The sequence below is a fragment of the Bradyrhizobium sp. SZCCT0231 genome (assembly GCF_018130245.1).
GTDB lineage: Bacteria > Pseudomonadota > Alphaproteobacteria > Rhizobiales > Xanthobacteraceae > Bradyrhizobium > Bradyrhizobium japonicum_F.
In genome coordinates this window covers 512,792-526,184 of the sequence record NZ_JAFCKP010000002.1, presented here as the reverse complement: position 1 = coordinate 526,184, position 13,393 = coordinate 512,792, and the positions used below count along the sequence as shown (strand labels likewise).

The window sequence follows — 13,393 nt, the reverse complement described above, 5'->3', positions numbered from 1 at the left end:
AAACGGCAGCCTGGAGGCAAAGGGCCGGCCGCGCGGAAAAGCGCGGGATGTCAGACCAGAAGGCCGGCGGCGCGCAGCGTCATCAGAAAGAAGGTGCCGCTCATCATGCTCCAGAACCCGGCGATGAGGGTTGCCATCATCACGAACTCGGCGCGGCGGCTTTCCACTCGCATGCCGCGCAGCGTGTTGCGCATGATGATGAAGGGCGCGGCGAACACCAGGAACGGAACCGCCGCAAAGGTTTTCGGCGCCACGCCGTCCTGCAACAGGCCGAAGCCGGCGGGCCGCTGCGCGAGCGCCTGGTATCCGTTCACGAGCGCGCCTGCGAGCGCGAAACCGATGCAGATCGAGAAGAAGGTATTGAGAGCTTCAGGTGTCATCGGAACAGTCCGCATTTACGCAACGCCGGAGCCTATCTGTGACAAAGAGTGCCGGTTAACGCTACATTATCCTTAAGGGAAGGTTAACGCGGCCGGCCGCTCCGCGCAGGGGCCGTCCCGTTGGCCGCAGCCGGGAACGCTGCGCGAAAGCGCCGTCGCATGGCATATTCGCCGCTGATTCGTCGGCCATCGGCCGACCTCCGGCTCGACTTGCGCAATCCATGACGGTGTTCTCGGCAGCTTCCCTCAGGTCCCCCCGCACGCGCACCCGGGCGCATGTCGTCCCGATCGTGCTCGGCGGCGCTGCTGCGGCGTGTGCAGTCGCGCTCGTCGCCTATCTGTTGTGGCCGACCTGGGGCAGCCGGGGCGCGAACGCCCCGGACAAGCTGCCGGTGAGCGTCGGCGGCACGCTGTTCAACCTGCCGGTGACCGCGATCCGGATGAAGATCCAGCGGCACTCGGGGCCGCAGGAACGCATCGATCTCGACTTCCTCTATCCCTCGCTGGAGCCGCCCGGCGCGCCGAAGCACGTCACCGCCGACACGGTGGAAGCGGCAGTGCAATCGATCGACCGCATCTTCCTGTCGATCGCGGCCCATCACGATGCGCTCTCGCCCGAGCAGCGAACCGCCACGATCTATCCGCGCTATCTCGACCAGGCCGCCGCGATGCCTGTGGACGGCCTGACGATGCGGATGTTCCGCACCGACACGCCTTACGGCAGCGAGGACCTCTATTCCGCTGCAAGCCCCGCGCTGACGGCGCGCTGCACGCGCGATGCGGCCACCCCGGGCATGTGCCTCGCCGAGCGCCGCGTCGGCGGCGCCGACCTCACCTTCCGCTTTCCACGGAGCTGGCTCTCACAATGGCGCGACGTGGCGGATGCGATGGAGAAGCTGACGGCGCAGCTGCGCGGGCCGCGGGGCTGAGCGCGGCCGCGTGGCCTAGGCCTTCCAAAAACAAAAACTTCGAAAACAACCCCATGCACAGTAGCCAAGCGCTTGGCACGACTTCGTATTTTTAGAAGCCTGGTCTGACATGCGGTGACCGGTTTGAATGATGCGGCGGCACATCTCGTGCCTCGCGAAAACTTAATCCGCCTTCCGCGACTTCGTATTTTTCGAATTGAATTTGACTCGTCGGGCAAAACAGGGGCAGAATGGCACGATGGGACATTGATTGATGGTGCGTTGCTCTCAGAGCAGGGGCAGCTCGTACGCCATGATGACCCGCGTCTTGCCGAGATATTCAAGCTCCTCGATCGGCTGCCAACCGCGGGAAGCATAATAGCCCGGCAAGGTACCCGACGTGTAGAGATACAGCCGTCGATAGCCCAACTCCGCAGTGCGCGCTACGGCGGCATCGATGAGCGCGTTTCCAATGCCTCGACTGCGCTCTGTGGCGGGCACAAACAGCTGTGCCATCCACGGCGACAGCGCAGGGCGTGTCGTCATCTCGCTGGCGAGCAGATTGACCGAGCCAAGATACGTCGTGCCACGCCGGGCAACCAGAACTTCCGGCAATTGGCGCGAGCAAGCCGCGCGGCTAAGAAACTGTTCGTAGTTTGCGGCCGAGTCGTAGCCTGTCAGCGGCCCCCAGAACGCGAACTGAAGCGCGGCGATCGTCTTCGACAGACCCGACTCTTCGGTCAGGCGGGCAATTTCAAAAAACGCTGGCATCCAAATCGATGGTTATTGCGATTGCTCTTGGGCGGGATATTGGCCCATGCACCTTTTCTCATGGCAAGCTCTCTAATCCAATCCGCGTCATAGCCGCAGTCGGCAAGCAGCAGCGATCCAGCCCTGAGGTGAGACATGAGCTTTCCGGCAAGCCGTTGTCATGAGCTTCGCCGGGCGTCAGGGCAAGTCGGACCGGCAGACCGTTTGTATCCACAAACGCATGAGATGACGGGAGCTTGGTCTTGCTCAAGAGCTTTAATTACTTCGTCACGATCCGTCGCGTCGGCGCCACGGTGCTGGTGGGTGCCATCGGCGACAGCGAGAAAGTCAGCCAGGTATTCCAGCCGGCCGGCCGATTTTCTGCAGCGAACTCGCCATAGCCCTTCAAGTTCAAATATCCCTGCCAGTCTCCAACCGGAAACAGATATCCGACCTGAGGGCCGACTCCCACCACGCGCGACCGGAAACCGCCCAGAATTGGATTCTGACCAAAATCGTCCGTGATCTGTTGATAGTAGTAGCCGACCAGCCCGACAAAGAGCTGCTTCGAGAGAAACTGCGAAGCACCCCAATCAATGTGGAAATCGATGCCGCTCTGGTATTGCGTGTCAGGATTCTTGAAATTGTAGGTGAAGCCGGCGACCGCCGAGAATTCATGACCCAACTGCGGATTGAAATAGGTGTACCCGCCGCCGCCGTCGATTGCGCCGTGACCGATTCCAAGGTTGGCAAGACGGGTTGGCGAGTAGGCGCCAACCGGAATGTCGCCGGTCAGATAGGTCATGAAATTGTGAACGCCGGCGTTCCACTTCAGCGTCGCTTGCGGATAGAGGTCGCCCACCGAGGTAATTGAATCGGAGAGAGTGCCCGTGCGCGTTACGAAGAGCGGCCCGACCGCCGCCGTTAGCGTTCCGTCGAGCGTCGCGGCAGATCGGCCAAACACGCCGGTGATGCCGATGGCCAATTGTCCGCCGAGCACCGGCGTTGCGAACGTGTAGGTTGGATTGAGCAGGACAAGATCTCCCTGCGCATTCAAATGCAGATTCAAATCGACGTTGATGTTGGCCGGGATTCGGCCGACGCGAATTTCTCTTGCCGCGGCGACGCGACCGAAGGCCGACACGCTGGTGTGATAATAGACCTCGGCCATTGACCAGCCGGGGACGCCAGGGACTGCCGCAAGGCTGCTGAACCGTCCCGGAAGCCAGTACGAAACACCGTCCTCATCGGCATATGCAGCGCTGGACAGGAGTCCGGCCAATGCCACTGCCAAGCCGATTGTTGCGCCAGTAAGCCGATGATGAGATTTTGGTTCGGATATGCACCGCGTCATCTGCGTATCCTTCAAATTACAATTTATCGATGAATGAAAATGTATCGATCTGCGTTTCAATGTCTCGCCCTGAGGTCGCGACCTCGTCGGATTTAGCTCTGCTGTTGCGTTAGAGTCACTCAGGTGCGACGCTGCTTCGAGCGCCCGTGGAAATACCGACAGCACCGTTGACCGAACGGATTCCGGTATGGGGGATAGTGCCTTTCGCAAAATGCTACGTATGAACCTAACCACCGGCGGATATTGAACGCTGCCAAATCTGCAGTGCTGCCATCACCTTGCTCAATCTTATCGTGCCCCGCCAACCACTAGAGACCCGCGAGTCACAAAGAGTGCTGCGAGATATTTCCTCCTTGTCGAAGCGGCAGACGTCGCGACGTCTCCGGTGTCATTCGGATTTCATTGACTTGGATCAACACTCACCCGACAGTCGCGCGCGATCTGAATGCTCTTTTTTGGGAGCTCGTCCCGGCTCCAGCATTCGTTTTGCGATAGCTATGAACGCGAGCTGGTAAGAGTGCAGCCGCGTACCGTCTTCGAACTAGCTAGATCACCCCTGGTTCAGGCAGGGGTCACGACTTTCCGACAAGGAGAGGATTTTCCGCCCAGCCAAACGCATCATTTCAGTTTCAGGAGTTAGCCATGAGCGTCTGGAATCTGCATCACCGATTCACCTCGCGCAGTCTGCTTGCTGCTCTCTTGCTGATACCATTGCCAGCCCTCGACGCCCAAGCCCAGCAAGTCGCCGGCACGCCGGGCTCACCCGGCGCGACCACTACGATCGACGGCAGGTACCTGCCGAATCCGCCGCCGCCGTTCAAGGGCGAGATCAGTCCCAACGCCGTGCAATCGAAGCCGTACTGGCCGGCGCGCGTCGTGCCGCCGAAGGGCGCGCCGAACATTCTGTTGATCATGACCGATGACGTGGGCTTTGCCGCGCCGTCCACCTTCGGCGGCGTCATCCCGACGCCGGCGCTGGACCGCATCGCCGAGACTGGCCTGCGCTACACCGCGTTCCACACCACGGCGCTCTGTTCGCCGACGCGGGCCGCGCTGCTCACCGGCCGCAACCATCACTCGGTGGCCACCGGCGTTGTCGTCGATCAGGCGACCGGCTACCCGGGCTACAACAGCGTTATCCCGCGCGACGCCGTCGCCATCGGCGAGATCCTCCGGCAGAACGGCTATGACACGTCGTGGTACGGCAAGGATCACAATTTGCCGCAGTGGGAGGCGAGCCAGGCTGGCCCCTTCCACAACTGGCCGACCGGCCCCATCAAGGGCTTCGACTACTATTATGGTTTTGCGGGCGACGACACCAACCAGTGGCAGCCGGGCAACCTGTTCCGCAACACCACTCCGATCCAGCCCTTTATGGGCAATCCCGGCTGGAACCTGATCACTGCCATGGCCGACGAGGCGATCGGGCGCATCAAGATGCTGAACGACGTCCAGCCCGACCGTCCCTTCATGATCTACTATGCGCCCGGCGGCACGCACTCGCCGCACCATCCGACGCCCGAGTGGATCAAGAAGATCAGCGACTTGCATTTGTTCGACAAGGGCTGGAACGAGCTGCGCGAGCAAATCTTCGCCAATCAGAAAAAGCTCGGCGTGATTCCGCAGAGCGCCCAGCTCACGGCCTGGCCGGACAGCATTCCGAAGTGGGACACGCTGTCGCCCGAGGCAAAGAAGCTCTACATCCGGCAGGCCGACGTCTATGCGGCGTACCTCGCCTATACCGACCACGAGATCGGTCGCGTGATCCAGGCCGTCGCGGACACCGGCAAACTCGACAATACGCTCGTTATCTACGTCAGCGGCGACAACGGCGCGAGCCCGGAAGGCACGCTCCATGGCCTGTTCAACGAGTTCGCCGTTGCGAATGCCGTGCACCCGACCGTCGAAATGAACATGAAGTTCTACGACGCCTGGGGCTCCGATCAGACTTATCCGCACTACGCGGTGGGCTGGGCCTGGGCCTGGGACACGCCGTATAAGTGGACCAAGCAGGTCGCATCCTATTTCGGTGGCACGCGCAACGGCATGGCTATGGCCTGGCCTTCTCACATCAAGGACGCCGGCGGCATCCGCCACCAGTTCCACCATGTGATCGACGTCGTGCCGACGATCCTCGAAGCGGCTGGCCTGCCGGAGCCGGTGATGATCAATGGCGTCGCCCAGAAGCCGATTGAAGGCGTGAGCATGGCGTACTCGTGGGACAAGGCGAATGCCAATGCGCCCTCGACACGCACGACGCAGTACTTCGAGATGTTCGGCAAGCGCGCCATCTATCACGACGGCTGGATCGCATCGACCCCTCCGCCGCTCGCGCCCTGGATCATCACATTGGAAAAGCCACCCGCCGATGTCATGAACGGCTTCACATGGGAGCTGTACAATCTCAAAGACGACTGGACGCAGGCCAACGACCTCGGCGCCAAGATGCCGGACAAATTGCGTGACATGCAGCAGCTTTTCACGCTGGAGGCGACCAAATACCAGGTCTTCCCACTCGACGACTCCATTCTCGGTCGATTCATCTCGGCAAAGCCGAGCTACGCCCCTGACCGGACCGTCTTCACCTATACCGGCGAGCTCTCCAACGTGCCGTTCCCTGTGACCGGTGCCGCGCCCAGCCTATTGAACCGGTCGTACACGATCACGGCCGAGGTGGACATTCCCCAAGGCGGCGGTGAGGGCATGCTGGTCACCGACGGCGGCCGGTTCGCCGGCTATGGCTTCTATCTGCTGAAGGGCCGGCCCGTGTTCACCTGGAATCTGGTTGGCTTGGAGCGCGTCAAGTGGCAGGGCAAGGATGCTCTCGTGCCGGGCAAGCACACGCTGGAGTTCGACTGGAAATATGACGGTCCGGGCCTCGGCAAGGGCGGCACCGGTGTCCTGAAGCTGGACGGCAAGGCCGTGGACAGCCGTCCCATGCCGCGCAGTCTGCCCATCACCAATGCGTGGGACGAGTACTTCAATGTCGGCCTCGACACCGGCACGTCGGTGGACGAGCAGGACTACCAGGTGCCGTTCCGCTTCACCGGCAAGATCAGCAAGCTGACGGTGAAGCTCGGGCCGAACGAGATGTCACCCGCAGACAAGGAGACGGTCGCGAAGACAATGCGGGAAAGGCAATAAGCATTATCGGCGACGACGCGAACTGCAGGCGGCCCTACGGGGCTGCCTGTCCATGTGAAGCGCTACCACGGACGTGACCCGGCGACTCATATCAGCGGCTATTGCACCTCGTTGTGCTCGCCGCCTGTGACCTTCCACGAAAGCAAGTTGCGAGAGGACTGAAGCCAAATTCCCAACAGGAGACGCAGACATGATGAGCGTAAGAATGGTTCAGATCGCCGGCCTGCTGGCAGCAACGATGGCGCTGGGCATGGAGACAGCCGTTGCGCAAACCGCCCCCGCGCAGCCATCCATGAAAACGATCGGCACACCCACCGCTGCGGCCAAGCCGGACATCGTGCCCTCCCTGTTCGTTTTGAATTCCCGCGGCGCAACGCTGCAAGGGGACATCCTGACACTGATCGGCGTAACGCCGAGCGCCATCATCTTTGCCGATCGTCCGGTGAGAGCAGCCGGCCATCAGCCGACCGCCGACGTCATCGCGGAATGGGGATCGGGTGACGACAGCTTCGCCAAGAATCCACCGAACGCCACCGTGTCCGTCCTCAGCAAGGATGGCTCGGTGAAGGACGCCGTGGTGGTGCTGAAGAACCCGAAGCTCGAGGGCGACAAGCTGACCTTCAGTGTTCAGACCCTCGAAGGCGATCTCACCGGAGCGGATGGCGGGGCTGCCGTCTTCATCGACATCATCGGCCGGCCGTTTACGCCGCTGTCGTTTGCCGGCGTTGCGCGCCGCTCTGCGTTCCGCGGAGCGATGTATGCCGGCGCACTCGGAGCGGCTGCATACGCCGCGCCCTATGCGTACGGCTACGGCCGCCCGGCCTGCGGCTATTACCCCTATCCGCCTTGCTATTGAAGCGACTGAGCAGGCGCCTGCAAGGGCTTCTGCACCGGAGACGGCCATGCTTATCATCCTCACCCTCTACCTGGTCCTGGTGTGGCTCGTCTTCTCCAGGCTCAAGCTGGTCCGGTGGGGTTGGGGCTCCGGCACCGTGGCGGTGCTGATCGGCGCGTTTATCCTCGCGGTGTTCTTGGCGATGTTCAACTACCTGACGCCATCGGGAAGCTTTGTCGTTGGATCGCCCGTCATAGAGGTTGCGCCGAATGTTTCCGGCCAAGTGATCGATATACCGGTCAAGCCAAACCAACCGGTGAAAGCCGGCGCGGTCCTGTTCCGCATCGATCCCGCACCGTTTCAGTATAAGGTAGACCAGCTCGAGGCGTCGCTGGCCGGCGCCAAGCAGCAGGTGCTGCAGCTCAAGGCCACCTACGAGCAGGCGAGCGCCAATGCCGACGGACTGGCCAAGCAGCTGGCCTATCACAACAAGCGGCTCGCCGATTATGAGCAGATGACCGGCGAAGGAGCGCAAAGCGAATTCCGGTTGCAGGACACGCAGGTCCAGCAAGAGACGGTGCAATTTCAGCTGCAGGCCGCCAAGGCGGCGCAACTCAACGCCAAGCTCGCCATGGATTCGCAGATCGGTGGCGTCAACACCACCGTTGCGCAGATTCAGGCCCAGCTCGACAATGCCAGGTGGGAGCTGGAGCAGACGACCATCCGCGCGGTCGCTGACGGCGCCGTTACGGTGATGGCCTTGACAGTTGGCGACCGCGCCGTGCAGGCCCGTTCGGTAATGTCGTTCATCGTCGCCGACGAAATCGTCATCGTCGGCATGTTTTCGCCGAACGGATTCCAAACCATCAAGCCCGGCGCACGGGTCAAGCTCGTGTTCGACGATGACCCCGGCCGTATCCATGACGCGACGATTGCGACTATCCCGCAGGGTGTGGGTGAAGGCCAGATCGCCGTCTCAGGAATGCTGGCACGGGTAAGCTCGATCCGCGGCGCCAAGACCTATCCGGCGGTTATTTCCATTCCGAAGGACTTCGACCGCAGCCAGCTCAGGCTCGGGATGCCCGGCACCGCCACCGTATTTGCGGAGAATGCCGGCGTCATTGGCCTGCTCATGTCGATCCTGGTCTGGATCAGCTCTTATACGGCGTATCTCTAATAGCCTGGGTCGTCCGTGGGCAGGGCCGCGGGAGCACGAAAACCAGTCTAGCTAGCGATTCACCGAATTAGTTTGTCCGTGGCGGCGCTCCTGACGTGCAGCGTCGCTGTCGCTCGATGGACACACTGCAGCTAACGACAGTTAGTGGAGAAATCGATGTTTACGAAGCGCTCTTCGACGGCGCGCTGCTGAGCCGGGGCCCATATTGCAGAAATATGCCGTGCGGCTTTGGGTCCCGGCTCTGCACTGCAACGCCGTAAGCGCGTTTGCGCGCGTCTTCGACGCGCTATGGGGCGTTGCAGTGCGTCCGGGACACGAACGCCGCGCATGGCGAAGGCTCGTCTTCGCTCGCGATGACGGCGTAACAACAACTACTCCTGATCGACGAGGTCGTCCTCGAGGATCGCCATCTGGAACTGGAACGAGCGATCGTCGTCCTCGTCGTCGACGAACAGCACGCCGATGAACTCCTCGCCGATATAGACTTCGGCGGAATCGTCCTTCTTCGGCCGCGGCACGACGCGGATCTTGGGATTGCCGAATACGCGCTTCAGATACGCATCTAACTTTCTGACTTCTTTGACGTCCACGGCAAGTCTCCGATCGAAAATGGTCGGCGGGTTTTAGGACGAGATGCGACGAACCGCCAGCATGAATTGCCAAAGAATTTGGGGACGGAAGAGCCGGAAAATCCGGCCCTCTTTAGCATCGATCCAGGTTTCAAAGCCCCATGGCGTTGATCATCTGGTCCATGGTGCGCGACGGCTCGGCGCAGCCGGCTTCGCCGACGATCTTGGCGGGCACGCCCGCGACGGTGACGTTGTGCGGCACCGGCTTGACCACGACCGAGCCGGCGGCGATGCGTGCGCAATGGCCGATCTCGATATTGCCGAGGATCTTCGCCCCGGCGCCGATCAGCACGCCATGGCGGATCTTCGGATGGCGATCCTCGTTCTCCTTGCCGGTGCCGCCGAGCGTGACGCCGTGCAGGATCGAGACGTCGTCTTCGATCACCGCCGTCTCGCCGCAGACGAAGCCGGTGGCGTGGTCGAGGAAGATGCCGCGGCCGATGCGCGCGGCGGGATTGATGTCGGTCTGGAACACCGCCGACGACCGGCTCTGAAGGTAATACGCGAAATCCTTGCGGCCCTTCAGATAGAGCCAGTGCGCGAGGCGATGGGTCTGGATGGCGTGAAACCCCTTGAAGTAGAGCAAGGGATCGATGAAGCGCGAGGTCGCGGGATCGCGGTCGTAGACGGCAACGAGATCGGCGCGGAAGGCGTTGCCGATATCAGGGTCGTCGCGCAGCGCCTCAATATAAGCCTGGCGCACGAGATCGCCCGAAAGCGCGGAGTGATCGAGCCGGTCGGCGACGCGGTGAACCACCGAATCTTCCAGTCGGCCGTGATGCAGCACCGCCGAATAGATGAAGGTCGCAAGCTCCGGCTCGCGACGGACGATGTCCTCGGCTTCGCCGCGGATCCGGTCCCAGATCGGATCGAGCGATGCGAGCTTTCCTCCCGGATTGACCTGATGCACTGCCATGGATTTTCTCTTGGGATTGCTCTCTCGAATGGACGTCTTTTGCTGGCTGTATAGCACAGTCTAGGCGACAAAGTCCTGACGGGCTTGCCTGAGAGTGAACAGCACCCTGCCCCACGGAGCATGCCAAGGCCTTGAAACACAACAGTTTCTTCTGACGCCCCAAGCGGCAAGGTCGGCTCAAAGTGGTCAGAGTTTTACCAAATTCAAGCCGGGCGGCGTCAAACTATTGGTGAATTCTCTCCGAGCCGTTATTGCGGTCATGTCCGAGCGAGACGGGAGCCGATTTGAGCATCACCACCGATCAATTGCGCGCGCGCGCCGCTGATACGTTTTGGCTGCGGCTTGCGGCGGTGGCCCTGCCCCTCCTGATGATCGCGCCGGCGTTCTGGAACGGCTATCCGCTGCTGCAATGGGATACCGGCGGGTATCTGGCGCGCTGGTACGAGGGCTACCTCGTCCCCAGCCGCTCCACGGTGTTCGGCCTCTATCTGCATTATGGCGAGAGTTTCGGCTTCTGGATCAATCTCGCCGCCCAGTCGCTGGCGACGCTGTGGCTGCTGCAGCTCACCCTTCGCGTGCTCTCGATGATGCAGACCTTCCGCTTCGTCGCGATCGGCCTCGGCCTGATCCTGTCGACCGCCCTGCCCTGGCTTGCGAGCATGCTGCTCACCGACATCTTTGCCGGGCTCTCGGTGCTGTCGCTGTTCCTGCTGGTGGTCGGCGCAAGCCGCACCTCGACGATCGAGAAGATCTCGCTGTTCGTGTTCACCGCCTTTGCCGCCGCGACCCACAGCGCCACGCTCGGCGTGCTGCTGGGGCTGTGCGTCGCCGGCTGGATGGTGCGGCCGTTTCTCAAGGAGCGCCTTCCGCTCGCCGGATTGGCGCAGGCCAGCCTCACCATCGTCGCCGGCGGCCTGATGCTGGTGTCGGCGAATTATGCTCTGTCCGGCAAGCTGGCCTGGACGCCCGGCGGTTACGGCGTCGCCTTTGGCCGCATGATGCAGGACGGCATCGTTGCGCGCTATCTCAACGACCATTGCCCGCGCGAACGCTACAAGCTCTGTCCCTATCGCAACGAGCTGCCGGCGAGCGCCGACGAATTCCTGTGGGGCAAGAGCATGTTCAACACGCTCGGCCGCTTCGATGGGCTCAATGAGGAGATGGGCTACATCGTCGTGCATTCGCTCAAGGACTATCCGGCCTGGCAGGCCGGCGCGGCGCTGCGGGCGATGGGACAGCAATTGCTGCATGTGGCGACCGGCGAAGGCACCAATGGCTGGATCCCGCACACCTACGGCATCATCGAGCGCTACATCCCCGCGCAGGTCGCGCCGATGCGGGCGGCGCGGCAGCAGCACTGGGACATCGATTTCGTTTACGTCAATTGGCTGCACGTCCCCGTCGCGCTGGCCTCGATGCTGGCGCTGGTTTGGTTGCTCGCGCATGCGCTGGCGAAGCGCCGGCTCGACGATCTGACGCTGCTGGCGGCGACAGTGACGCTGGCCTTGCTCGGCAACGCCTTCATCTGCGGCGTGATCTCAGGGCCTCACGACCGCTACGGCGCGCGGATGGTGTGGGTTGCGACGTTCGTGGTACTGATGGCGCTGGCGCGGCGGTGGGGCGATGATGCCAAAGCTGGATGAACTTTGATCGCGACAACGAGATACGCCCCCTCTCCCGCTTGCGCAGGGCTATCGCGTATGACTTTTCGGACGGCCTGAGCAAGCGCCTCGTCTTTCGAGATGACCGCAATTTCGTAATTTCACATCGCCTTGGCGAGCGCGAACAGCCGGAAATCCTCGAGCGCCGCGTGCCGATGCGGGGCGGCTTCGCGACGGTAGGTCTCGGTGTCGACGATCGAGCGGAAGGTGGCGAAATCGCCGTATTCATTGATCGCCGCTTCGTCCCAGCGTTCGCCTGGCGAGCCGACGAGGCTCGCAAGGACCGGCACGGAAAACATCCGCACGAGCGGCTTACCGGCCGCGAGACGCCGGAATGCCGGCCTGTAGCGTTCATGAAAGGCTTCGCGGCCCGAGCAGGGCGCGGCGTCGAATCCGTCCTCGTAACGCGCATGCGCGCGGTAGCGCAGCAGATTGAGCATATAAATCGGCTGGCCGGATGGAATCGCGCGCTCGGCGGCGTCAAGGGCTTGCAGGGTGATTTCGATGAGGTTCATGGGACTTCCCGCATTTCCAGCGCCGCAGAATGCGCGCCGACGCTCCCTGATTAGCCGTTCGGGAATGGCTCTTGTAGTGACCGTCCAGCCATAACTATGTGGACTGTATGTCCACAACGACTTTACCTCCGGACCTCTCGCGTCTCCTCGCCTTCGTCCGCGTCGTCGAGGCGGGCTCCTTCGCCGAAGCCGCGCGGCGGGCGGGGACGACCACCTCGGCGATGTCCAAGGCGGTCGCCCGCTTCGAAAAGGCTCACGGGTTGCGGCTTTTGCATCGCTCCACCCATTCGTTGGCGCTGACCGAAGAGGGCGACAGGCTGATGACGGCGGGACGCGCGTTGGTCGAAAGTCTCGCCCGTGTCCAATCCGCGCTCGGCGAAGTCGCGCGCGACGATGGCGGACGGGTGCGCGTGACCGCCCCCGCCTCGTTCGCGCGCGCCTGCATCCTGCCGCGACTGCCCGCGTTCCTGCGGGAACGGCCGGAAATCGAGATCGAGGTCAAATTCCGCAACGAGATTCTCGATCTCGCGGCGGAAGGCGTCGACGTCGCGATCCGCTCGGGGCCCCTCGACCGCGCGCCCGGCCATCAGGCGCGGCGGCTTTGCACGTTCTCCTGGATCGCTTGCGCCTCGCCTGCCTATCTGAACGCGCGCGGCGCGCCGGCGACTCCCTACGAGCTCTCCGCGCACGACCACGTCGGCTTCCGGAATCCCGCGAGCGGTCAGATCCTGACCTGGCGCTTCGCCGACCCGCGCGGCAAAGGACCCATTCGCGTCACGCCCAAGCCCAAGCACATTTGCGACGACGCGCATGCTTCGCTCGGTTTGATCGCGAATGGGTTCGGGGTCGGCTGGGGGCCAGCGTGGCTCGTCAACGAAGACCTTCGCACCGGCCGGTTGGTCGAAGTGCTGGCGCCCTGGCGCGCGCCTGGGGAACCCCTATGGATGCTGCGCACCTCGGGCCGCCGCCCGCCCCTGCGCACACAGCGCGTCATATCATTCCTCACCACGCTTCCCGCCGCGTTCAGCGACAAGGCGGTGTGAAGTAGCGGTCGTCACCGAAATCTAGCCGCCAAGAAACTGAGCAAAAGGTCCTAGGGATTGGTAGGCGAAGCCCCCTCTTGG

12 protein-coding genes and 1 pseudogene are annotated in these 13,393 nt (G+C 62.5%); 6 read left to right on the top strand and 7 right to left on the bottom strand.

The annotated features are described in order from the left end of the window. Nucleotides 1–50: 50 nt before the first annotated feature. Nucleotides 51–380 (bottom strand): DUF6949 family protein, encoded by a 330-nt coding sequence (locus tag JQ566_RS09885; RefSeq protein ID WP_100231359.1) that lies wholly within the window; start codon nt 378–380, stop codon nt 51–53. 221 nt (nt 381–601) lie between these two features. Here JQ566_RS09885 and JQ566_RS09880 point away from each other — a divergent pair, with 221 nt between their 5' ends. Beyond that, nucleotides 602–1,309 (top strand): hypothetical protein, encoded by a 708-nt coding sequence (locus JQ566_RS09880; RefSeq protein ID WP_212372033.1) that lies wholly within the window; start codon nt 602–604, stop codon nt 1,307–1,309. A 267-nt stretch (nt 1,310–1,576) separates the two neighbouring features. On the opposite strand, the gene JQ566_RS09875 is transcribed toward JQ566_RS09880, so the two are convergent. The 3 genes and pseudogenes from JQ566_RS09875 to JQ566_RS09865 form a co-directional block, all read right to left on the bottom strand. Continuing rightward, nucleotides 1,577–2,059, bottom strand: coding sequence for a GNAT family N-acetyltransferase (locus JQ566_RS09875; RefSeq protein WP_212372032.1), 483 nt, complete (start codon nt 2,057–2,059; stop codon nt 1,577–1,579). A gap of 11 nt (nt 2,060–2,070) precedes the next feature. Continuing rightward, nucleotides 2,071–2,282 (bottom strand): annotated as a pseudogene (locus JQ566_RS09870) (transposase); the annotation flags it as partial. Between the two features lie 36 nt (nt 2,283–2,318). Continuing rightward, nucleotides 2,319–3,392: a SphA family protein gene (locus JQ566_RS09865; RefSeq protein WP_212372031.1), complete on the bottom strand. Its 1,074-nt coding sequence runs from the start codon at nt 3,390–3,392 to the stop codon at nt 2,319–2,321. A 642-nt stretch (nt 3,393–4,034) separates the two neighbouring features. Between JQ566_RS09865 and JQ566_RS09860 the strand changes: the two genes are divergently transcribed. The 3 genes from JQ566_RS09860 to JQ566_RS09850 all read left to right on the top strand — a co-directional run bounded on the left by JQ566_RS09860 (nt 4,035) and on the right by JQ566_RS09850 (nt 8,548). After that, nucleotides 4,035–6,536 carry an arylsulfatase gene (locus JQ566_RS09860; protein WP_212372030.1) on the top strand — a complete coding sequence of 834 codons (2,502 nt, stop codon included), beginning with the start codon at nt 4,035–4,037 and terminating at the stop codon, nt 6,534–6,536. Nucleotides 6,537–6,729: 193 nt separating this feature from the next. Then, nucleotides 6,730–7,392 (top strand): hypothetical protein, encoded by a 663-nt coding sequence (locus tag JQ566_RS09855; protein ID WP_434057813.1) that lies wholly within the window; start codon nt 6,730–6,732, stop codon nt 7,390–7,392. 46 nt (nt 7,393–7,438) lie between these two features. Further along, nucleotides 7,439–8,548 carry an HlyD family secretion protein gene (locus JQ566_RS09850; RefSeq protein ID WP_212372029.1) on the top strand — a complete coding sequence of 370 codons (1,110 nt, stop codon included), beginning with the start codon at nt 7,439–7,441 and terminating at the stop codon, nt 8,546–8,548. A gap of 371 nt (nt 8,549–8,919) precedes the next feature. Here the strand turns inward: JQ566_RS09850 and JQ566_RS09845 are convergent, their stop codons facing one another. Both JQ566_RS09845 and cysE read right to left on the bottom strand, forming a co-directional pair. Next, entirely contained in the window at nt 8,920–9,138 is a 219-nt protein-coding gene (locus JQ566_RS09845) for a DUF3126 family protein (protein WP_007602550.1), read from the bottom strand. Nucleotides 9,139–9,268: 130 nt separating this feature from the next. Then, on the bottom strand, nt 9,269–10,093 hold the full coding sequence (gene cysE / locus JQ566_RS09840) for a serine O-acetyltransferase (RefSeq protein WP_212372028.1): 825 nt from the start codon (nt 10,091–10,093) through the stop codon (nt 9,269–9,271). A gap of 284 nt (nt 10,094–10,377) precedes the next feature. On the opposite strand from cysE, the gene JQ566_RS09835 reads away from it, so the two are divergent. Then, a complete protein-coding gene (locus tag JQ566_RS09835; protein ID WP_212372027.1) occupies nt 10,378–11,736 on the top strand; it encodes a hypothetical protein in 1,359 nt (452 codons plus the stop codon). A 119-nt stretch (nt 11,737–11,855) separates the two neighbouring features. Here JQ566_RS09835 and JQ566_RS09830 read toward each other — a convergent pair whose 3' ends face one another. Next, nucleotides 11,856–12,269 carry a hypothetical protein gene (locus JQ566_RS09830; protein WP_212372026.1) on the bottom strand — a complete coding sequence of 138 codons (414 nt, stop codon included), beginning with the start codon at nt 12,267–12,269 and terminating at the stop codon, nt 11,856–11,858. Between the two features lie 107 nt (nt 12,270–12,376). Between JQ566_RS09830 and JQ566_RS09825 the strand changes: the two genes are divergently transcribed. Next, nucleotides 12,377–13,312: a LysR family transcriptional regulator gene (locus JQ566_RS09825; RefSeq protein ID WP_212372025.1), complete on the top strand. Its 936-nt coding sequence runs from the start codon at nt 12,377–12,379 to the stop codon at nt 13,310–13,312. Nucleotides 13,313–13,393 lie beyond the last annotated feature (81 nt).